At 67.7% G+C, this 20,209-nt stretch carries 21 protein-coding genes; 1 reads left to right on the forward strand and 20 read right to left on the reverse strand.

Features of this window, described 5'->3' with window-relative positions; translation table 11 throughout:
• Positions 1-6 precede the first annotated feature (6 nt).
• The 4 genes from ACE11G_RS11605 to murA all read right to left on the reverse strand — a co-directional run bounded on the left by ACE11G_RS11605 (position 7) and on the right by murA (position 5,342).
• Positions 7-1,509 carry a VWA domain-containing protein gene (locus ACE11G_RS11605; protein ID WP_375002236.1) on the reverse strand — a complete coding sequence of 501 codons (1,503 nt, stop codon included), beginning with the start codon at positions 1,507-1,509 and terminating at the stop codon, positions 7-9.
• Positions 1,506-2,552, reverse strand: coding sequence for a MoxR family ATPase (locus ACE11G_RS11610; RefSeq protein ID WP_006896392.1), 1,047 nt, complete (start codon positions 2,550-2,552; stop codon positions 1,506-1,508). Before ACE11G_RS11610 ends, ACE11G_RS11605 begins: the two co-directional genes overlap by 4 nt.
• 65 nt (positions 2,553-2,617) lie before the next feature.
• Complete coding sequence (gene mdo, locus ACE11G_RS11615) at positions 2,618-3,889, reverse strand: NDMA-dependent methanol dehydrogenase (protein ID WP_375002239.1); 1,272 nt, start codon at positions 3,887-3,889, stop codon at positions 2,618-2,620.
• A gap of 196 nt (positions 3,890-4,085) precedes the next feature.
• Positions 4,086-5,342, reverse strand: a complete 1,257-nt coding sequence (murA, locus tag ACE11G_RS11620; RefSeq protein ID WP_006896394.1) for a UDP-N-acetylglucosamine 1-carboxyvinyltransferase — start codon at positions 5,340-5,342, stop codon at positions 4,086-4,088.
• A 37-nt stretch (positions 5,343-5,379) separates the two neighbouring features.
• Between murA and ACE11G_RS11625 the strand changes: the two genes are divergently transcribed.
• Entirely contained in the window at positions 5,380-5,970 is a 591-nt protein-coding gene (locus ACE11G_RS11625; RefSeq protein ID WP_375002242.1) for a cob(I)yrinic acid a,c-diamide adenosyltransferase, read from the forward strand.
• Between the two features lie 20 nt (positions 5,971-5,990).
• Here the strand turns inward: ACE11G_RS11625 and ACE11G_RS11630 are convergent, their stop codons facing one another.
• From ACE11G_RS11630 to rpmE, 16 genes are all read right to left on the reverse strand, one after another.
• On the reverse strand, positions 5,991-6,440 hold the full coding sequence (locus ACE11G_RS11630; protein ID WP_006896396.1) for a DUF2550 domain-containing protein: 450 nt from the start codon (positions 6,438-6,440) through the stop codon (positions 5,991-5,993).
• Between the two features lie 136 nt (positions 6,441-6,576).
• Positions 6,577-6,954 carry a F0F1 ATP synthase subunit epsilon gene (locus ACE11G_RS11635; protein WP_006896397.1) on the reverse strand — a complete coding sequence of 126 codons (378 nt, stop codon included), beginning with the start codon at positions 6,952-6,954 and terminating at the stop codon, positions 6,577-6,579.
• A 9-nt stretch (positions 6,955-6,963) separates the two neighbouring features.
• Positions 6,964-8,409, reverse strand: coding sequence for a F0F1 ATP synthase subunit beta (atpD, locus tag ACE11G_RS11640; RefSeq protein ID WP_006896398.1), 1,446 nt, complete (start codon positions 8,407-8,409; stop codon positions 6,964-6,966).
• Between the two features lie 38 nt (positions 8,410-8,447).
• Positions 8,448-9,401 (reverse strand): F0F1 ATP synthase subunit gamma, encoded by a 954-nt coding sequence (locus ACE11G_RS11645; protein ID WP_006896399.1) that lies wholly within the window; start codon positions 9,399-9,401, stop codon positions 8,448-8,450.
• A 1-nt stretch (position 9,402) separates the two neighbouring features.
• Entirely contained in the window at positions 9,403-11,037 is a 1,635-nt protein-coding gene (atpA, locus tag ACE11G_RS11650; RefSeq protein WP_006896400.1) for a F0F1 ATP synthase subunit alpha, read from the reverse strand.
• A 66-nt stretch (positions 11,038-11,103) separates the two neighbouring features.
• Positions 11,104-11,928, reverse strand: a complete 825-nt coding sequence (locus tag ACE11G_RS11655) for a F0F1 ATP synthase subunit delta (protein WP_006896401.1) — start codon at positions 11,926-11,928, stop codon at positions 11,104-11,106.
• 124 nt (positions 11,929-12,052) lie between these two features.
• A complete protein-coding gene (locus tag ACE11G_RS11660; RefSeq protein ID WP_006896402.1) occupies positions 12,053-12,607 on the reverse strand; it encodes a F0F1 ATP synthase subunit B in 555 nt (184 codons plus the stop codon).
• Between the two features lie 14 nt (positions 12,608-12,621).
• Entirely contained in the window at positions 12,622-12,864 is a 243-nt protein-coding gene (locus ACE11G_RS11665) for an ATP synthase F0 subunit C (RefSeq protein ID WP_006896403.1), read from the reverse strand.
• Positions 12,865-12,977: 113 nt separating this feature from the next.
• The gene (atpB, locus tag ACE11G_RS11670) at positions 12,978-13,706 is read right to left on the reverse strand and encodes a F0F1 ATP synthase subunit A (RefSeq protein ID WP_231875735.1); all 729 of its coding nucleotides are present in this window, start codon (positions 13,704-13,706) and stop codon (positions 12,978-12,980) included.
• A 301-nt stretch (positions 13,707-14,007) separates the two neighbouring features.
• Positions 14,008-14,499, reverse strand: a complete 492-nt coding sequence (locus tag ACE11G_RS11675) for a hypothetical protein (RefSeq protein ID WP_006896405.1) — start codon at positions 14,497-14,499, stop codon at positions 14,008-14,010.
• 27 nt (positions 14,500-14,526) lie between these two features.
• Entirely contained in the window at positions 14,527-15,684 is a 1,158-nt protein-coding gene (locus ACE11G_RS11680) for a glycosyltransferase family 4 protein (protein WP_062367574.1), read from the reverse strand.
• Positions 15,685-15,686: 2 nt separating this feature from the next.
• Positions 15,687-16,910: a serine hydroxymethyltransferase gene (glyA, locus tag ACE11G_RS11685; protein ID WP_006896407.1), complete on the reverse strand. Its 1,224-nt coding sequence runs from the start codon at positions 16,908-16,910 to the stop codon at positions 15,687-15,689.
• On the reverse strand, positions 16,907-17,566 hold the full coding sequence (locus ACE11G_RS11690) for an L-threonylcarbamoyladenylate synthase (RefSeq protein ID WP_062367573.1): 660 nt from the start codon (positions 17,564-17,566) through the stop codon (positions 16,907-16,909). Before ACE11G_RS11690 ends, glyA begins: the two co-directional genes overlap by 4 nt.
• Complete coding sequence (prmC, locus tag ACE11G_RS11695) at positions 17,563-18,495, reverse strand: peptide chain release factor N(5)-glutamine methyltransferase (protein ID WP_062367564.1); 933 nt, start codon at positions 18,493-18,495, stop codon at positions 17,563-17,565. The genes ACE11G_RS11690 and prmC overlap by 4 nt, the downstream gene beginning before the upstream one ends.
• Entirely contained in the window at positions 18,492-19,565 is a 1,074-nt protein-coding gene (gene prfA, locus ACE11G_RS11700) for a peptide chain release factor 1 (protein ID WP_062367563.1), read from the reverse strand. Before prfA ends, prmC begins: the two co-directional genes overlap by 4 nt.
• 184 nt (positions 19,566-19,749) lie before the next feature.
• Positions 19,750-19,962 carry a 50S ribosomal protein L31 gene (rpmE, locus tag ACE11G_RS11705; protein ID WP_006896411.1) on the reverse strand — a complete coding sequence of 71 codons (213 nt, stop codon included), beginning with the start codon at positions 19,960-19,962 and terminating at the stop codon, positions 19,750-19,752.
• Positions 19,963-20,209 lie beyond the last annotated feature (247 nt).

Consider the following 20,209-nt stretch of genomic DNA (forward strand, 5'->3'; position numbering starts at 1 on the left):
CCCCGCTCAGCGCAGCGCCGCGCCGAGTTCATCGCACCGGGTGAGGATCTCTTCACCGTCGCGCGCACTCACTACACCGGCACAGTGTTCGGCGTAATCGCCTAGCGCACAACCGGTTTGGTTCCAGTATCGGGACGGTTCCGGCGTCAGCCATGCCACTCGGTAAGCGCGGCGCGCGATCTCGGCGAAGAGGTCCACCCGGGGGTCGAAGGCGTTGCTCCGTCCGTCCCCGACCACCAGCACGCTGGTCCGCCGGGAGAGCAGGTCGCCGAAACGGTCGAGCACGGCGGCCCAGGTGCGTCCGTAGTCACTCGTCGCGGCGAGGTCGAGACCGTCGGCGGCCAGGACTGCCGCCAGAGCGTCGTCGGTGTCGGCGGCCCGCAGAGCCGGCGTCACGAGCACCGGATCGTCGACGAAGGCCATCACCTCGCATCGATCGCCGAAGCGGTGCAGGGTCTGAGCGAGCCGCAGGATGAAGCCGGCGACCGGGCGCACCGATAGGGAGACGTCCACGATCACCAACAGTCGCACCGGCCCGGGCACGGTCCGGCGTCGCCACAGGTCGATGGGAATCCCGTCGGTCGCGATCGCCGCGCGCATGGTGGCTCGCATGTCCAGACGGCCGGTGTCGGCGAGTCGGGGAACCCGTCTCGGAGCTCCTCGCATCCGCTGGACCAGCCGATGACAGGCCCGATCGAGATCGGCCTGGTCGCGGTGTTCGACGGCAGTCCCGGCCGGATCGGCCGCCACCGTCTCGATCCGCTCCGACAGTGCGTCGACGAACCGCGCGAGGGCTTCCTCCAGCGCCTCGCGCCGTTCGGCGCCGAGCCCGGCGACCTGGTCGCACGGACCGTCCTGCTCGTACGCCGTCCGGCCGTCACCCGCGCCGAGCGCGCGCAGCAGACTGGCCGCGTCGGCCAGCGACAGCGCGCCGCCCTGGACGCGCGCGGTGCTCGCGACCAGTTCTCCGACGTCCGCGGCAGCGGCGTGGTCGACATCGATCGTGTACGTCGCACCGCTGCTCACGTTGTCCGATTCGGTCGCGACCTGCAGTTCCTCGGTGCCGGACGAGACGGAGAAATCGTCGTCCTCGCGGTGCGAGCTCTCGCCCGTCCGTTCGGCGGCATCGGGATCGTCGATCATCAGATCGCCGATCTCCTCGGTGTGCTCGTCGGCACCGATCATCCGTCCGGCGCCGGTGAAGTCCTCGTCCCAGGCGACGTCGTCGGGCAGATCGTTGACGACGGTCCGCACCTTCGGCCGATCGGCGGCCGTCTCCTCGGGCCGGCCGAGACCGAAGTAGGTCGCGAACGCACGCTCGAACATCGGCTGCTCGTGCGAGTACTTCACGCTGGCGCACCGGAGCCCCGTCCGGAGGCGATCGAGATCGGCCGCTCCGACGATGTCCATCACACGCCGGATCTCGATCACCTCCGCGGGCGACGCCGGGAGGCCGTGGGCTCGCAGCGTGTGGCCGAAGGCCACGGCGAGACCGTCGAGCACGGTCATCGCCGCGCTCCGGCACCGGACCGGGCCCGGCCGGCACCGAAGGCGGTGGCGGTCCCCGAACCCGTCACGCCCGAACCCGCCGTCCCCGATCCGGCCTTCGCACCCGATCCGAGATCGGACGCGAGGAGCCGTCGCACCTGGTCGAGGTCGGTGCCGAACTTCACCAGCAACGACATCAACGCCGGGTCGCCGTCACCGGCTCGCCGATCACCCAGGAGTGCCGCGGCCCGCGCCGCGTCGATCACCTCGGCGATCGACGGACTCTTGCGGAGCGGGAGTTCGCGGAGCCGGCGCGCCAGATCGACGACGTCGGCGACCACCGCCTCGGGCACCCCGGGCGCCCGCACCGCCACGATGCGCTGCTCCCGCTCGGCCGTCGGGTACGACACCTGGAAGTGCAGACACCGCCGCTTGAGCGCGGGCGAGAGCTCCCGGGTGTCGTTGGAGGTGAGGATCACCCACGGCGCCGACCGCGCGACGAAGGTGCCGAGTTCGGGAACGGTCACCTGGCGTTCGGCGAGCACCTCCAGCATCACCGCCTCCATCGCCTCGTCCGTGCGGTCGATCTCGTCGACCAAGAGCACCGTCGGCGCCGTGGACATGATGGCCGCGAGGAGCGGACGCGGCACCAGGAAGTCCTCGGTGTACACGCCGACGTCGGTTCGCGCGAGCGCCGACGACGCGGCCGAGAGCGTCTCGTGGGCCGCCAGTTCGTCGCTGATGCGGTCACGGAGCATCTGCACGTGCAGCAGTTGGCGTGCGTAGTCCCACTCGTACAGCGCCCGCGCGTCGTCGAGGCCCTCGTAGCACTGGAGCCTGATGAGTTCCCGGCCCGACGCCGCGGCGAGGGCCTTCGCCAGCTCCGTCTTCCCGACGCCGGCCGGGCCCTCCAGCAGCAACGGACGGTCGAGCAGGGTCGCGAGGTGCAGCACCACCGCGAGGTCCGGCTCGATCAGATAACCCTGCGCCTCCAGCGACGCGGTCAGGTCGTCGACCGTCTCGAACTGCGCGATCGGTTCGCCGTCCCGCGGTTCGGCAGGCACAGGCTTCCTCGTCTTCGTCGTCTCCATCACGGCACGTATCTCCTCGTCCTGCTCGACCGTCGCGATCAGTAGCTTCCGGTCATCGCGTGGCGGATCATCGGAATCTGCGACTCGACCGTGCATTCGCGCGGATTGGCCGGCGTGCACCAGTCCTCCATCATGTGCTCGGAGATGGTGCGGATTATCTCGTCGGAGGTGTCGATCGACGAGCCGCGGCCTTCGTACTTGCCCGTGTTCATCCGGTTCTTCTGGTAGGTGTCGGGGTGCACCGAGCCGAAGTTGTCGGGAATGCCGAGGTCCTTCGACAGCCGGATCGCGGCCTCGACCGCGGCGTCGGCCGCCTGCACCGTCGTCATGTTGCGGGTGTCGACGCCCATCAGCGGCGCGATCTCGGCGAATCGCTCGTACCGCGCCGGCAGGTTGTACTCCCACACGCGCGGCAACGCGATCGCGTTGTTCAGTCCGTGATGCAGGTCGAAGTACGCGCTGACCGCATGCGACATCGAGTGGATCTGGCCGAGACCGCCCGAGTTGAACGCCTGGGCCGCGATGTACTGGGCGTGCATCATGCCGGTCCGTGCCTCCAGGTTGTGGGGGTCGTAGACGGCGGTGGGCAGGTGTTTCGCGATCAGCTCGATCGAGTACTTGGCGTTCCCCAGCGAGGGCGCGAAGTCCAGTCGCGAGACGTACGGCTCACTGGCGTGTGCGAGGACGTCGAAACCGCAGTACGCGGTGAACTCCTGCGGGCACGAGTAGTAGAGCAACGGATCGTCCATCGCCAGATCCACCAGGCAGGTGTCGTCGAAGGCCACCCACTTGTGCGGCTTGTCCATGTCGGAGGTGTCGGTGATGACGTACGCCCACGACGTCTCCGAACCCGTGCCCGCGGTGGTCGAGACCGCGATGTGCTTCGGGTTCTCCTTATTGGTGGCCTTGGAGAAGCCTTCGAACTCGTTGATGTTGCGGCCGTCGTGCGCGATCACCATTCGCGCGCCCTTCGCCGCATCGTGGCTCGAGCCGCCGCCGACCGAGATGATCCCGTCGCACTTCTCCGACTGGTAGCGAGCCGCGGCGTCCATCGCGTTGGTGTCCTTCGGGTTCGACTGCACCTCGTCGAACAGGACCACGTCGACGCCCTGGTACTCGATCTTCCCGGTCAGCTCCTCGATGATCCCGGAACCGCGCAGGCCGGTCGTCATCAACAGCACGCGGGTCATGCCGAGTTCCTTGGCTTCGACACCGAGCATGTCGTGCGCGCCGACGCCGAGCTTCGCCTTCGGGAACGGGTGGAACTCCTTGATCGGGAAGTCCCAGATCTGATTCAGCTCGATTGCCATGGGCTGGTCAACTCCTTCTGTCCGGGATGCGGTGCACCCCGTTGCCGAAACGGTCCCCACCAGCGTGTTCCCCGTCACATCATGGCGACAAGGGGCCCTGACCCGGCGCCGAGAGGATCAGCCCGAGCGGATGGGAGACGCACCTGGCCGTTCGGACAGGTTCTGCGTTGAAGGAGGGCGAACGACGAAGGGGCGTTCAGCCGGAGACGCGCTCGATCTTGCCGCCGAGCGCGCTCAGCTGCTCTTCGAAGTTCGGGTACCCGCGGTCGATGTGCTCCACGTCGTGCACCTCGGTGACGCCGTCGGCGACCAGACCCGCCAGCACCAGACCGACGCCGGCACGGATGTCGGACGACCACACCGGCGCGCTCGAAAGCGTCTCGACACCGCGGATCACCGCGTGGTGCCCGTCGGTGCGGGCGTCGGCGCCGAGCCGCACCATCTCCTCGACGAACCGGAAGCGCGCCTCGAAGACGTTCTCGGTGATCATCGACATGCCCTCGGAGACGGCCGCCAGCCCGATCGCCATCGGCTGCATGTCGGTCGGGTAGCCCGGATACGGCAGCGTCGCGGTGTTCACCGCCACCGGCCGGCCTGCCTGCACCACGCGGAAACCGTCGTCGAACCGCTCCACCGTGGACCCCGCGTCTTCGAGCTTCTTCAGCACGAGTCGGAGATGATCAGGGTCCACGCCGCGCACCCGGATGTCGCCGCGGGTCATCGCCGCAGCCACTCCCCAGGTTCCGGCGACGATCCGGTCGCCGACCACGTGGTGGCGGGTCGGGCTCAGCGACCGCACGCCGGTGACAGTGAGCGTGGGCGAGCCGACGCCGTCGATTCGGGCGCCCATCTGGATCAACATCTCACAGAGGTCGACGATCTCCGGTTCGCGAGCGGCGTTGTCGATGGTCGTGACGCCCTCGGCGAGCACGGCCGCCATCAGGATGTTCTCGGTGGCTCCCACCGAGGGGAACTCCAGCGCGACCGCCGCACCGGTGAGTTCCTCGGCCTCGGCGACCACGCAGCCGTGCTCGATCGCACTCTGTGCCCCCAGCGCGCGCAGTCCGGCCTGGTGCATGTCGAGCGGCCGGGAACCGATGGCGTCACCGCCCGGCAGGGCCACCACCGCCCGGCGTCGCCGGGCCATCAGCGGGCCCAGCACACAGACCGAGGCGCGGAACTGCTTCACCGCGTCGAAGTCCGCGTGGTACTCGGGCTCGGCGGGCACGTCGATCACCACCACGTCGCCGTCGATCATCACCTCGGCGCCGAGTCCGCGCAGCACGTCCGCCATCAGCGGGACGTCGGCGATCTCGGGCGCATTGGTCAGAACTGTGCGGCCCTCCGCGAGCAGTGCCGCCGCCATGAGCTTCAGAACGCTGTTCTTGGCTCCCCCAACCGTCACCTCTCCCGCCAGCCGTGCCCCACCAGTAACCAAGTAGCGATCACTCACGCACACAGCTTATCGCCGGACGCGTAGGTTGACAGACATGGCAGTCCATCTCACGCGCATCTACACCCGCACCGGCGACGACGGGACCACCGGTCTCTCCGACTTCTCACGAGTCCCGAAGACCGACTCCCGAGTGGTCGCGTACGCCGACTGCGATGAGGCCAACGCGGCCATCGGAGCCGCTCTCACGCTCGCCGCGGACGTCCCGCCCGAAATCGCGGAGGTCCTGACCACGGTCCAGAACGACCTCTTCGACGCCGGGGCCGATCTCTCCACCCCGGTCGTCGACGATCCGAAGTATCCGCCGCTGCGGATCGAACCGGAGTACATCGACGCGCTCGAAGCCTGGTGCGACTCCTTCGGCGCCGAGCTCGCTCCCCTGGACTCGTTCATCCTCCCCGGCGGTACCGGGCTGTCGGCGCTTCTGCACCAGGCGCGGGTGGTGACCAGGCGAGCCGAGCGCTCCGCCTGGGCGGCGATCGCCGAACATCCCGACGATTCGTCCGTGCTTCCGGCCAAGTACCTCAACCGGCTCTCCGACCTGCTCTTCATCCTGGCACGGGTCAGCAACGTGCGCGCCGGGGTCGGCGACGTCAAGTGGGTTCCGGGAGGCGACCGGAAGCGGTGAGGAGCGGGGCGCGCCCGGTATCAGGCGGCCGGACGACGCCGCTTGGACCGCTTCGGGGCACGCGCCTCGATCCACGACTGGAAGGCCGTGGAGACCGCCGGGCTCATGCCGATTTCGTAGCGGCCACCGGCACCGGAGCGCCCTATCGACAGCTCGACGATGGCGAAGTCGGCGTCCATGATCTCCAGTTCGGTGCCGACCGGGGCTCGGCGTCCCACGATCTCGATCCGGCGGCGCGAGAGGCTGACGGTGGGGCCCGGACGCAGGGAACTGAGGCGGTAGTACGCGAGGGCGTCGTCGCCGTACTGCACCGACCCGTGCCGCCAGCCCTGATCGGCGTCGGCGGGCAGCGACCGCAGCAGCACCGGAGTCCCGGCGCGCCGGACCTCGATCAGCCGGTAGACGACGCCTGCGGCCACGAACAGGCCGGCCACGACGACGCCGACGATCACCCATACCCACATCGGCACCGCATCAACCTCCTCACATGCAGGTATACACGACCGCGGATGAGCCCTTCCTGAGACGACGACAGCCGCCCTGCAGAGCAGGACGGCTGTCGTCGTCTAAATCACATCTGCTGCGCGCAATGTCGCAGTCTCCCGGTCAGCCCACGGCTTCCGCGGCGCGGACCCGGGACTTGGCCCGGAGGAACTCCGCGCTGCCCTCGTCGGCCGACTCCAGCACCGAGCGCTCGGCGGCGACATCGATGTCGGAGGCGAACTGCGCGTGCTCGGCGAGCACGGTGACCGACTCGCCGGTCACCGACAGGAATCCGCCCTGCACCGCGAACGCGGTCCGGTTTCCACCGGACTCGGTCACGACGACGCAGCCGCCGGGAGCGAGCTCAGCCAGCATCGGAGCGTGGCTCGCGAGAATGCCGAGTTCGCCGACGGTGGTCTGAGCCACGAGGAACGTCGCGTCGCCGGAGTACAGTTCCGAGTCCGGCGAGACGACCTCGAGTCGGAAAGTCTTGTCAGCCATGAGCAGCGACTACTTTCCGGCGATCTTCTTGGCTGCAGCCTCGACGTCGTCGAGCCCGCCGCAGCTGTTGAAGGCCTGCTCGGGCAGGTGATCGAACTCGCCCTTGCACACGCGGTCGAAGGCCTCGATGGTGTCCGACAGCGGGACGACCGAACCCTTCTGGCCGGTGAACTTCTCGGCGACCAGGAAGTTCTGGCCGAGGAACTTCTGCAGGCGACGGGCGCGCGCGACCGTGACCTTGTCCTCTTCCGAGAGCTCGTCCATACCGAGGATCGCGATGATGTCCTGCAGCTCCTTGTACTTCTGCAGGATGCGCTTGACCTCGTTGGCGACGCGGAAGTGCTCGTCGCCCACGATCGAGGCCTCGAGGATTCGCGAGGTCGAGGTCAGCGGATCCACGGCCGGGTAGATACCCAGCTGCGAGATCGGGCGCGAGAGCTCGGTGGTGGCGTCGAGGTGCGCGAACGTGGTTGCCGGCGCGGGGTCGGTGTAGTCGTCCGCGGGGACGTAGATCGCCTGCAGCGAGGTGATCGAACGGCCCTTGGTCGAGGTGATGCGCTCCTGCAGCTCGCCCATCTCGTCGGCCAGCGTGGGCTGGTAACCCACAGCCGAAGGCATACGGCCGAGCAGGGTCGAGACCTCGGAACCGGCCTGGGTGAAACGGAAGATGTTGTCGATGAACAGCAGCACGTCCTGGTGCTGCACGTCGCGGAAGTACTCGGCCATGGTCAGGGCCGAGAGAGCGACGCGCATACGCGTGCCCGGCGGCTCGTCCATCTGGCCGAACACCAGCGCGGTGTCCTGAAGAACGCCCATCTCCTCCATCTCGAGGTGGAGGTCGGTGCCCTCACGCGTACGCTCGCCGACGCCCGCGAACACCGAGGTGCCCGAGAACTCGCGAGCGATACGGGTGATCATCTCCTGGATCAGAACGGTCTTGCCGACACCGGCGCCACCGAACAGACCGATCTTGCCGCCCTTGACGTACGGGGTCAGCAGGTCGATGACCTTGATGCCGGTCTCGAGGATCTCGGTCTTGCCCTCGAGCTGATCGAAGGCCGGCGGCTTGCGGTGGATACCCCACTGCTCGCCGTCGCGACCGGTGCCCGGCGCATCCAGGCAGTCGCCCAGCGCGTTGAAGACGTGGCCCTTGACGACGTCACCGACGGGAACCGAGATCGGCTTGCCGGTGTCGACGACGGCCGCACCGCGGACGAGGCCGTCGGTGGGCTGCATCGAGACGGTGCGGACGACGTTGTCGCCGAGGTGCTGAGCGACCTCGAGCGTCAGGGTCTTCGCGACCGCCGGAAGGGTGACCTCCGCGTGCAGGGCGTTGAACAGGGCGGGAATGGCGCCGCGCGGGAACTCGACATCGACGACGGGGCCGATCACCCGGGCGACACGACCGGCTGTCGCGGACGCGGCCCCCGGCGTATCAGTGACTGCTGCAGTCATTGTTCTTCACTTTCCTTCAGGTGTGTCTTGTGTCGCGATCAGTTCGCCAGCGCTTCGACGCCGCCGACGATCTCGCTGATTTCCTGGGTGATCTGCGCCTGACGGGCCGCGTTGGCCTGACGGGACAGGTTCCTCTCGAGCTCGGTCGCGTTGTCGGTCGCCGCCTTCATGGCGGTGCGACGTGCCGCATTCTCCGATGCCGCCGACTCGAGCAGCGCAGCGAAGATCCGCGATGCCACGTACTTCGGCAACAGCGCGTCGAGCAGTTCCTTGGCCTCGGGCTCGAACTCCACCTCGGCGCTCACCTCGGCGTTGGCGGAGTCCTCGAGGATGTCCTCCCCCATGTTCAACTGCTCGATCTCGAACTCGACGTCGATCGGCGCCATCCGGCGCACCACCGGCTTCTGCGTCAGCATCGACACGAAACGCGTGTAGACGATGTGCAGTTCGTCGACGCCCTCGATCTCGCCGCCCTCGGGCAGCGCCACCGACTCACCGGATCCGGCCAGGAAGGAGTCCACGAGATGGTGGACCGCGTCGGCGCTGTCGGAGAACTTCGGCTGCTGGGAGAACCCGGACCAGCCGGCGGCCACCGGACGGTCACGGAAGGTGTAGTACCCGATGCCCTTGCGGCCCATCACGTACACGACCGGTTCCTTGCCCTCGCTGCGGAGCAACGAGAGGAGTTCCTCGGTCTCCTTCAGCACGTTCGAGTTGTACCCGCCGCACTGACCGCTGTCGCTGGTGACGACCAGGACCGCGGCGCGGCGCGGGTTCTCCCGATCGACCAGCAGCGGGCTGTCCAGGGACGTGGAGGCGTTCGCCAGCGTCGTGACGACCCGGGTGATCTCCTGGGCGTAGGGACGGGCGGCAGCCACCCGTGCCTGAGCCTTGGTGATCCGCGAGGTCGCGATCAGCTCCTGCGCCTTCGTGATCTTCTTCGTCGATTGAATCGACTTGATCCGTGAGCGCAGCTCCCGAATGGTTGCCATGTTACTTCAGCTTCTTCGTCACTCGGATCGTCTCGGACTCGACGTCCTCGGGCGCCAGCGGGTCGGCCTCGACCTCGACGACACGGCTGCCGTCAGAGGCGATGAAGCCGGCCTTGAAGTTGTTCGTGGCGGTCGCGAGCGCGGCCTTGTCCTCGTCGGTGAGCTTCTTGCCGCCGGCGATGTTGCTGTACACGCCGGAGGCGGTGTGCCGCAGATCGCCGAGGAGCTCGGCCTCGAAGCGACGGATGTCGGCCACCGGCACCGAGTCCATGAAGCCCTCGCCGCAGAGGTACAGCGAGACGATCTGGTCCTCGACGGCGACCGGGCTGTACTGATCCTGCTTGAGCAGTTCCACCCAGCGGGCACCGCGCTCGAGCTGTGCCTTCGACGCGGCGTCCAGGTCCGAGGCGAAGGCCGAGAAGGCCTCCAGCTCACGGAACTGCGCGAGTTCCAGACGCAGCGAGCCGGAGACGTCCTTCAGGCCCTTGGTCTGCGCGGCGCCACCGACACGGGAGACCGAGATACCGACGTTGATCGCCGGGCGGACGCCCTTGTTGAACAGGTCCGACTCGAGGAAGACCTGACCGTCGGTGATCGAGATGACGTTGGTCGGAATGAACGCCGAGACGTCGTTGGCCTTGGTCTCGATGATCGGCAGGCCGGTCATCGATCCGCCGCCGAGCTCGTCGGACAGCTTGGCGCAACGCTCCAGCAGGCGGGAGTGCAGGTAGAACACGTCACCGGGGTACGCCTCGCGGCCCGGCGGGCGGCGCAGCAGCAGCGAGATCGCACGGTAGGCCTCAGCCTGCTTCGACAGGTCGTCGAACACGATCAGGACGTGCTTGCCCTGGTACATCCAGTGCTGGCCGAGGGCCGAGCCGGTGTACGGTGCGAGCCACTTGAAGCCGGCCGAGTCGGACGCCGGAGCGGCGACGATGGTGGTGTACTCCATCGCGCCCGCCTCTTCGAGGGCGGTCTTGACGCCCGCGATGGTCGAGCCCTTCTGACCGATGGCGACGTAGATGCAGCGAACCTGCTTCTCCGGATCACCGGTGGCCCAGTTGGCCTTCTGGTTCAGGATGGCGTCGATGCAGAGCGCGGTCTTGCCGGTCTTGCGGTCGCCGATGACCAGCTGACGCTGGCCGCGGCCGATCGCGGTCATCGCGTCGACGGCCTTGATACCGGTGGCGAGGGACTCCTCGACCGGCTGACGCTCGAGGACGGTGGCTGCCTGCAGTTCGAGGACGCGGTCGCCCTCGGACTCGATGGCGCCCAGTCCGTCGATCGGCGAGCCCAGCGGGTCGATGACTCGGCCGAGGAACTTGTCGCCGACCGGGACCGACAGGACGTTGCCGGTGCGCTTGACTTCCTGGCCCTCTTCGATGTTCTCCGAGTCACCGAGGATGACGGCGCCGACCTCGTCCAGGTCGAGGTTCAGTGCGACGCCGCGGATGCCGCCGGGAAACTCCAGCAGCTCGTTGGCCATGGCACCCGGAAGGCCGCTGACGTGAGCGATGCCGTCGCCGGTGTCGGTGACGGTGCCGATCTCTTCTCGCGAGGCCTGGTTGCCCACGTCTTCGGTGTAACTTGCGATCGCGCTCCGAATTTCATCGGAGGAGATGGTCAACTCCGCCATGTTCCTGCTCTTCCTGGCTTTCTGGTTCTTGGTCTTGGGAATCGATTGTGGTGACGTGCGATGGTGTTACCGCAGGCCGCGACGCAGCGTCGCGATCTTGCCCGAGATGCTGCCGTCGATGCGTTCGTCACCGACACGCACCACGACGCCGCCGAGAAGCTCGGGATCGATGTCGACGTGCAGGGTGACGGGTGCCGAGTAGATCTCGGTGAGCTTGGCCGCGAGCGCGTTGCGCTGATCGCTCGACAGCTCGCCCGCGCTGGTGACGTAGGCGACCTTGCGGCCGTTGCTCGCCGCGGCGAGCTGCGACAGTTCGTCGACCGCGTCGCCGGGGAGCTCCTCGGTGGTCGCGACCGCGTTCACCGCCAGCCGCTCGGTGATGGTGTCCACCTTGCCGTCGATCAGCTTGCGCAGCAACGCGGTGCGATCGGCGGTGCTGCGTGCACGATCGGACAGTGCCTGCTCCAGAGCCGTGTCGCCCTTGATCACGCGTGCGAGGCGGAACAGCTCGTCTTCGACGGCATCGGACTTGCCCGCGTCCTTGGCAGCCAGCAGCAGAGCCTCTCGGCCCAGCCGGCGGAGGCCTTCGACGAGGTCGGCATCGCTTGACCACGCCCGCGCCGCCGTCGAGGAGACGATGGAACGGGTGGCGTCAGAGACCTTGCCGGTCAGGACCTTGTCGGCCACTGCCGCCCGGGTGTCGGGCGCAGTGCTCGAGTCGGCCAGCGCGATGCGCAGCGAGCGGTCACCACTGACGGCGTCGGACACCGACAGCAGTTCCTCGCCGACAGTCACCGCATCGGTGTCGGACGATGCGGAGGTTCCACGAAGGACGGTTTCCAGCTCAACGCGGGCCCCTTCGAGGGCTTCGCGGCTTGACGCTGCGTACATCTAGCTACATTCCTTGTCTAGGCGGACCCCGCCTGGGTGTCGGCTTGCCTCGGATGCGGCGGAGCGAGGGACGGAGATCTCTCCGACCCCCTCGCCGACCCGCACCATCGGTGTATCCATCGGATTACTTGGCGGTCTCGTTCGACACGCCGTCCAGCTCGGCGAGGAACCGGTCGACGGTTCCGGCCTGCTTGACGTCGTCCGACAGGGACGCACCGACCAGCTTCTCGGCCAGATCGACCGACAGCTTGCCGAGGTCACCGCGCAGTTCGGAGACGACCTGCTGACGCTGGGCGTCGAGCTGAGCCGCGCCGTTGGCGATGATCCGCTCGCTCTCGGTGGTTGCCTGAGCCTTCATGTCCGAGACGATCTGCGCACCCTGGGTGCGTGCCTCGTCGCGGATCGCCGCAGCCTCTTCACGAGCTCCTGCGAGCTGCTCGCGGTACGCCGCCAGCTGCTGAGCCGCTTCGGCCTGAGCCGCCTCGGCGCGGGCGATACCGCCCTCGATCGTGTCGTGACGCTCGTCGAGCACCTTGCGGTACCGCGGGATGACGAACTTCCAGAAGACGAAGAGGACGACGGCGAAGGCGACCAGCGACCAGGTGATGTCGTACCACTCGGGAAGGAGCGGGTTATGGCTCTCGCTCTCTTCGGCGAGAATCAGACTGGTGTTGATCATGTCGTGGTCTCGTATCAGAAGATGAAGCCGGCGACGATACCGATCAGCGCCAGAGCCTCAGAGAGTGCGATACCGAGGAACATGGTGGTGCGGATCTGACCGGCCAGCTCGGGCTGACGGGCGATACCCTCGATGGCCTTGCCGGCCACGATGCCGACGCCGATACCGGGGCCGATGGCAGCGAGGCCGTAGCCGATCGCGCCGAAGCCCTTACCCGTGATGGTTTCGTCGGCCAGAGTCTGGGCGATGTAGCTCATCTTTGCGATTCCCTTTCTTGGTGGCTCCCCACCCGGTCGGGCGAGCGAGTCAGTCTGTTTCGGTCCGGCGCTCGTGCCGGCCCGAAGTATTCAGTTGGTCAGGACGAGTCGTGTCAGTGCGCGTCTGCGTGGATCGACTGGTCGATGTAGACCGCGGTCAGCAGAGCGAAGATGTACGCCTGCAGCGCGATGACCAGAAGTTCGAAGAAGGTGAAGCCGACGGCGGCGACGAGCGAGCCCAGTCCGGCGACGCTCCAGATGCCGCTCTTGTCGATGATGAAGAACTGCGTCGCGGCGAAGAACAGCGCGAGCATGATGTGGCCGGACAGCATGTTGGCCATGAGTCGGACGGTCAGCGTGAACGGCCGCAGAATGAAGGTCGAGACGAACTCGATCGGAACCAGCAGGAAGTGGATCGGCAGCGGCACACCGGGGAGCACGATCGAGGATCGGATGAAGCCGAAGAAGCCGAACTTGGCGATGCCCACCCAGCAGTAGGTGATGTAGGCGACCGCCGCCATCACCAGCGGCATGCCGATGCGTGCGTTGGTGGAGATGTTCAGGAACGGGATGATCGAGGTCAAGTTCAGGAAGATCGTCGCGAAGAAGATCGAGGCGATGATCGGCAGGAACTTGCGGCCGTTCTGCTTGCCGAGGATCTCCTCGGCGATGTTGATGCGCACCCAGTCGATGAAGCTCTCACCGACGTTCTGAAGACCACTCGGGACGATCTTGGGGCTGCGCAGAGCGAGCGCGAAAAACGCCGCGACGAGCACCGCCACGACGACTCGGATCAGCATGAGCCGGTCCATTCCCCACCAGGTGTCTTCTCCGAACAGCATCGGGGGGTAGAAGTCATCCAGGGACGGTGCGTGGAACTCGGCTGCGAGGGTGGCGCTCAGCGTTCTCTCCCGTTCTCGGGCCCGCACAACTTCTCAGCCGGCGGGTTCCATCGTTCAGTGTGCGAGGTGCCGCAGTGCATTGAACTGCACATTGCCGCATCGACCCGCGGTGAGCAGACTAGCAAGTCAGGATGGTCAGCGACCAATCCGGGGCGACAATATCTGCATATCGTCCCGATGCAATCGTTCTACTATCAGCCGTAGTAGCTGGTCAGGCGACCCTTCGTGATACTCGTCACATTCAGACCTCCGAGTCGGCGTCCGGACCCACATAGGTCTGCCGGGTGGTCAACACTCCCCACAGTTCGCTGCCCAGAACCAGAACGATCGCGCCGATCAGCATGCTGACCAGCGCGCCTTTGCTGTAGAAGGTCATATCCTTCAGAAGCGCGGTCACAGCGATCACGATCACCACCTTGACGAGGTATCCACCCATGAGGGCCCCCATCACCACGCTCGGTGACGCCTTCGCGGTGAGCAGGATGGTCAACACCGTGATGAGGATGAAGCCGCCGCCGATCGCTGCGCCCACCAGTACGCCCCACAACCCCGGAGTGCCCTTCCAGGGCCACCAGATCAGCAGGCCCGCGACGAGCAGCGCCCCGAGTCCGTAGAGGCCGTACTTGAGGCCGGCCCGCAGCGGCGCGGTGGGATCGGTGGCCTCGTCCAGCGCCCCCGAGTCGATGCCGCTCGCGGCCGGTTCGGGTGATTCGTTCTCGTCATTGGTCGACACGAGAGACCAGGTTAGCCAGCCGCCCCGCTATCGGGCGAACCGGCGGCTCAACCGCGGAGCGAAGGTCGCCGCCAGCGCGATGACCAGACCACCGAAGAACAGCGGCATCACCACCTCGAGAGGCAGCAGGCTGCCCGCCGCCACGGAGAAGGCCAGCACGCCGACCCACAGGTAGATCAGCAGCGCCACGCGTCGCTGCGAATGTCCGAGTTCGAGCAACCGGTGGTGAAGGTGCATCTTGTCCGGCGTGTAGAAGCCCACTCCGGCGCGCGTCCGCCGGATCACCGCCATGATCATGTCGAGCATCGGAATGAACATCACCGCCGCCACCAGGATCAGCGGCGAGAGCAGGGTGAACATATCCGCGGGGCCGTATGCGCTGCGGGCGACGCGGCCCGAGGCGCTCGTCGACGCGGCGGCGAGCATGAGTCCGATCAGCATGGCGCCCGAGTCGCCCATGAAGATCCGCGCCGGCGAGAAGTTGTGCGGCAGAAAGCCCAGGCACGCGCCGGCGAGAGCCACGGTGATCAGGGCCGGCGGGTAGTAACTCACGTCGCCGCCCTGGTCGTGGAGGAGTCCGAGGGAGAACAGGCAGATCGCACTGGCGGCGATGAGCCCGAGTCCGGCCGCGAGGCCGTCGAGTCCGTCGACGAAATTGATCGCGTTGATCGTGGTGACCGTGATGGCGACGGTGAGCAGGCCGGCCTGGAGCGGATCGAGGACCACCGTGCCGATGTCGGCGAACGGCACGTAGAGCAGGTACCAGCTGACGCCCATGATGACCAGGACGCCGGCGGCGGTGAGCTGTCCGACGAATTTGGTCAGCGCATCCAGGCCCCAGCGGTCGTCGATCACGCCGACGAGCACGATCACCAGTCCCGCGGTGATGACGGCCAGCATGTCGTGGGTGTACGAGAATCCGCGGTTCAAAGCGGGCAACTGTGCGGCCAGGCCGATCGCGCAGACGATGCCGATGTACATTCCGACACCGCCGAGCCGCGGCGTCGGGATCACATGGACGTCACGCTGCCGGGGAACGGCGACGGCGCCGAAGCGGACCGCACAGACCCGCACCAGCGAGGTCAGGAAGTACGTGATCCCCGCGGCGGTGAGGCCGACGAGCGCGAGTTCGCGCAAGGGCACGCCAGCACCGCCGCCGGACGACTCCAGCGCGTATCCGAGCACCGTCACCCCTCCCCCACGGCCGCCACGGCGGCGGTGATCGCCGCGCGGCGGGCCTCGTCGGACGGATCGGTCCGCATGGCGTCGAGCATGAGGTCGGCGATCTGCGGCATGTCCGCGGGCCGCAGTCCGTCGGCGGCGAGTACGGCCGTGCCGAAGCGGATGGCCGAGCCCTCGGAGACCGGCGCCTCGTCGAACGGGGTGACCGCCTTGTCGACGATGATCCGGCAGGCCGCCAGCCGCTTGGCCGCTTCCCGTCCGGTGATGCCGAGCGACGAGACCTCGATCACCGCCAGATGCGTGTCGGTGCCGCCCGAGACGGTGCGCAGCCCGCGGGCGCCCAGTTCGGTGGCCAGGGTGGCGGCGTCGTCTGCCACGTCGCGGGCATAGGCCGCGTACTCCGGGCGCAGGCACTCGCCGAACGCCACCGCCTTGGCCGCGATCGAGTGCATCGCCGGAGCACCCTGCATGAACGGGTACACCGCCCGCGAGAGCGAGTCCTCGTGTTCGGACCTGGCGAGCAGCAGTCCGCCGCGCGGTCCGCGCATCACCTTGTTGGTGGCGACCGTCACCACGTCGGCGTACGGCACGGGCGAGTCGAGCACCCCGCCGACGGCGAGACCGGCCAGATGCGCCGCGTCGACCCAGAGGATGCAGTCGGCCTCGTCGGCGATGGTGCGCATCGCCGCGAAGTCCCACGACCGGGAGTAGGACGTACCGCCCGCGACGAGAATCCGCGGCCGGTGGATCAGGGCCAGATCCCGGATCTGGTCGTAGTCGATCCGCTCGGTGTCGCGGCGGACCTCGTAGTTCAGGACACTGAACCAGCGTCCCGACAGGTTCGCGCGCGAGCCGTGTGACTGGTGGCCGCCGTGCTTGAGATTCAGGGAGAGCACCTGATCGCCCGGCTGCGAGAACGCGGCGTACACCGCGAAGTTCGCGAGCGCCCACGACAGCGGCTGGACGTTGACGTAATCGGCGCCGAACAGCGTGTGCGCGCGGCTGATCGCGAGCTGCTCGACCTCGTCGACCACCTCCGCTCCGCCGTGGTACCGGTGGCCGGGATAGCCCTCGGCGTACTTGTCCGCCAGAATCGATCCGACCGCGGCCCGCACCGCGGGGGTGGCCGTCGACTCCGCGGCCACCATCTGCAGGCTGCCGCGCCGGCGCGTCTCCTCGCGCCGAAGCAGTTCGGCGATCTCCGGATCACTCGCCAGCGGATCGGTCACGGCCGTCCCCGGAGCTCATCCGCGTCCACGTCGAGCACTTCGGCGATGTCCTCGGCGGTGATCGCGCCCTCACGCAGAATGCGAGGGCCCGGGCCGGTGAGGTCGACGATCGTCGAGGCGACGGCATGGTCGGCCGGACCGCCGTCGAGATAGACCGACACCTTCTCCTGCAGCTGCTCGCGGGCCTGGTGCACCTGCACCGCCGGCGGATGGCCGGAGATATTGGCGCTGGAGACGGCCATCGGCCCGATCTCCCGCAGCAATTCGATCGCGACCGGATGCAGGGGCATGCGGATCATCACGCTGCCCGAGGTGTCGCCGAGATCCCAGGCGAGAGACGGGGCCTGCTCCACCACCAGGCTCAAACCGCCCGGCCAGAAGGCCTGCACCAGCTCTCGGGCCTGCGGCGACACCGACCTGACGAGACCGTCCACGGTGTGCCACGAGCCCACCAGGACCGGTACCGGCATGTCCCGCCCGCGGCCCTTCGCCGCCAGCAGCGACGCGACCGCTTCGCTGTCGAATGCGTCGCACCCGAGTCCGTAGACCGTGTCGGTCGGCATCACGATGAGCCGCCCGGCGCGCACGGCTCCCACCGCCGCCCGGATTCCGGCTTCCCGCTCGTCTGGATCACTGCAATCGAACACCGCGCTCACGTATTCCATCCTTCCACGCCGTCGGCCCCCGATCGCGCAGGGTCACCGACGGCTGCTCGTACAGCGGTCACGAACCGGGGTCGCCCGGCGAGGTCGTCATGGGTGCGGACGGCGGCGAATCCGCCGGTCGCCGTCAGCGCGTCGCGCACCAGATCGGCGGTCGTGTCGTCGTGCTCGACGGCCACAGACGCGCCCACTCGCAGAGCCGAGGCGAGGATCGGCGCCAGTTGATCGATCAGGTCCATTCCGCAGTCGCCGGAGAAGACCGCCTCGGGCGGATCGTGCGCCACCTCCGGTGAGACCTCGGCGCCGGACGGAACGTACGGCGGGTTGCTCACGACGACGTGCGCCGAAGCCAGCAGGGGCGCGACCGCCGCGACATCGGTGACGTCGGCCCGCACCACGGCGACCCGTTCCGTGAGTCCGGTCGCCTCGAGGTTGCGTCGCAGATACGACAGCGCCCGCTCCGAGCGCTCGACGGCCGTCACCGTCGCGTCGGGTGCGCCGGCGGAGATCGCCAGGGCCAGCGCGCCGCTCCCGGAGCACAGGTCGACCACGCGGATCGGGTCGCCCGCACTCTCGCGGAGTTCGGCGATGCGGGCCAGCGCCCACTCCGCTAGCAACTCGGTCTCCGGCCGCGGAATGAAGACTCCCGGTCCCACCGTCAACTCCAGGCCCGCGAAGAATGCGCGAGAAGTGATGTGCTGCAAAGGAACCCGCGAGCAGCGTTGCTCCACGGCGGCAACGACGCGACCGCGCAGCTCGGCAGGCACCTCATCGACGAGAAGCAGCCGTCCGGGATCCACCCCGAGCATCTGCGCCACCAGTTCGGCGGCCTCGGCACCGGCCGAGTCGATCCCGGCCTCGGCCAGCCGCACCGCCGCCCACCGGCGCAGAGCGTCGGCCGAACCGCCTTCGGGTGCCGTCACTGCTGCAGGCGTGCCTGCTTGTCGGCGTCGACGAGCGCGTCGAGCAGCGCGTCCATCTCACCGTCGAGCACCGAGTCGAGGTTGTTGGCCTTGTAGCCGATCCGGTGGTCGGTGATGCGGTTCTCCGGGAAGTTGTACGTGCGGATCCGCTCCGAACGGTCCACGGTCCGGATCTGCGCCTGCCGGCCGGCGGCGGCCTCGGCCTCGGCCTCCTCCTCCGCCAGGGCCTTGAGCCGCGCCGCGAGCACCTGCATGGCACGGGCCTTGTTCTGCAACTGCGAGCGCTCGTTCTGACAGGTCACGACGATGTTCGTCGGCAGGTGCGTGATGCGGACCGCCGAGTCGGTGGTGTTGACGCCCTGACCGCCCTTCCCGGAACTGCGGTAGACGTCGATCCGGAGGTCGGACTCGTCGATGTGGATCTCCTCCACCTCGTCGGGCTCCGGGTAGATCAGCACCCCGGCGGCCGATGTGTGGATCCGGCCCTGGGACTCGGTGACCGGAACCCGCTGAACCCGGTGGACACCGCCCTCGAACTTCAGCCGCGACCACACACCGTCGCGGAGCGTCTCCCGCGCCTTGATCGACACGGTGGCCTCCTTGTAGCCGCCGAGATCGGACTCGGTGACGCCCAGGACCGTCGCCTTCCAGCCGCGCTTCTCGCAGTACTTCAGGTACATGCGGACGAGGTCGGAGGCGAACAGCGCCGACTCCTCGCCACCCGCTCCCGACTTGACCTCGAGCACGACGTCGTCGGAATCGTGTGGATCGCGGGGCGCCAGCAGGTCGGTCAGCGCGGCGTCCAACTCGGCGACGGTCGACTCGAGCGCCGGGATCTCCTCGGCGAATCCCGGATCTGCCTCGGCGAGTTCCCTGGCCGCCTCGAGGTCGTCGCGCGCGGCCGTGAGCTTGGTGTAGGTGGTCATCACGGGTGCGAGTTCGGCGAACCGTTTGCCCACGCGGCGCGCGTTGGCCGGATCGTCGTGCAACGACGGGTCGGACAACTGAGCCTGGAGTCCGGCGTGCTCGGCGAGGATGTCGTCGATCGCGGACGGTTCCTGCGTACTCACCTGATGATTCTCTTTCGTCCTAGGAGGCTCCACCCAGACACTCCGGCGTGCCGCGCTGCGCCAGACGGCGGCGTCGAACGACAGCGGGCGTTAACCGACGGTGGCGTTAAACGACGGTGGGCGTTAAACGACAGACGCCCGACTCGAGATCCGCTGGGATCTCTCGCCGGGCGCCGGATGCAAGCTACTTGACGCGCTTGCCGTAACGCTTCTCGAAGCGAGCCACACGACCGCCGGTATCGAGGATCTTCTGCTTGCCGGTGTAGAACGGGTGGCAGTTGGAGCAGACTTCCACGGTGATGTGGCCGCCCTTGGCGGTGCTGCGCGTGGTGAACTCATTGCCGCAACCGCAGTTGACGGTGGTCACCTCGTAGTCGGGATGGATTCCCTGCTTCATTGATGTCCCTTCATCATGGTCGCCGGGTCACCTCTGATTTTTCAGTGGTGTGAACCGGAACCGGACTGACCGGAGAATTATTCCACAACCCCGGTCACCCCGGCCAATCGCGCAGGTGCGAGGCCTGGCGGTCCTCCAGCGCGACAGCAGTCAGATCGCAGTGAGACCGGTCTCTCTTCCTGTCGGGCCGAACCGGAGCCGACCGCCGGACGGTCTACCCTCGTACTCGGACCGGCCCGGTCGAGGA

Source organism: Gordonia sp. PS3 (assembly GCF_041950545.1).
In the GTDB taxonomy this organism is placed as follows: domain Bacteria; phylum Actinomycetota; class Actinomycetes; order Mycobacteriales; family Mycobacteriaceae; genus Gordonia; species Gordonia sihwensis.

Bases quoted from the DNA above. Each gene is read 5' to 3' on its own strand.
- ACE11G_RS11605 (WP_375002236.1), bottom strand. From the start codon at position 1,509: ATGACCGTGCTCGACGGTCTCGCCGTGGCCTTCGGCCACACGCTGCGA.
- mdo (WP_375002239.1), bottom strand. From the start codon at position 3,889: ATGGCAATCGAGCTGAATCAGATCTGGGACTTCCCGATCAAGGAGTTC.
- ACE11G_RS11625 (WP_375002242.1), top strand. From the start codon at position 5,380: ATGGCAGTCCATCTCACGCGCATCTACACCCGCACCGGCGACGACGGG.
- ACE11G_RS11635 (WP_006896397.1), bottom strand. From the start codon at position 6,954: ATGGCTGACAAGACTTTCCGACTCGAGGTCGTCTCGCCGGACTCGGAA.
- atpD (WP_006896398.1), bottom strand. From the start codon at position 8,409: ATGACTGCAGCAGTCACTGATACGCCGGGGGCCGCGTCCGCGACAGCC.
- ACE11G_RS11645 (WP_006896399.1), bottom strand. From the start codon at position 9,401: ATGGCAACCATTCGGGAGCTGCGCTCACGGATCAAGTCGATTCAATCG.
- atpA (WP_006896400.1), bottom strand. From the start codon at position 11,037: ATGGCGGAGTTGACCATCTCCTCCGATGAAATTCGGAGCGCGATCGCA.
- ACE11G_RS11655 (WP_006896401.1), bottom strand. From the start codon at position 11,928: ATGTACGCAGCGTCAAGCCGCGAAGCCCTCGAAGGGGCCCGCGTTGAG.
- ACE11G_RS11660 (WP_006896402.1), bottom strand. From the start codon at position 12,607: ATGATCAACACCAGTCTGATTCTCGCCGAAGAGAGCGAGAGCCATAAC.
- ACE11G_RS11665 (WP_006896403.1), bottom strand. From the start codon at position 12,864: ATGAGCTACATCGCCCAGACTCTGGCCGACGAAACCATCACGGGTAAG.
- atpB (WP_231875735.1), bottom strand. From the start codon at position 13,706: ATGCTGTTCGGAGAAGACACCTGGTGGGGAATGGACCGGCTCATGCTG.
- rpmE (WP_006896411.1), bottom strand. From the start codon at position 19,962: ATGAAGCAGGGAATCCATCCCGACTACGAGGTGACCACCGTCAACTGC.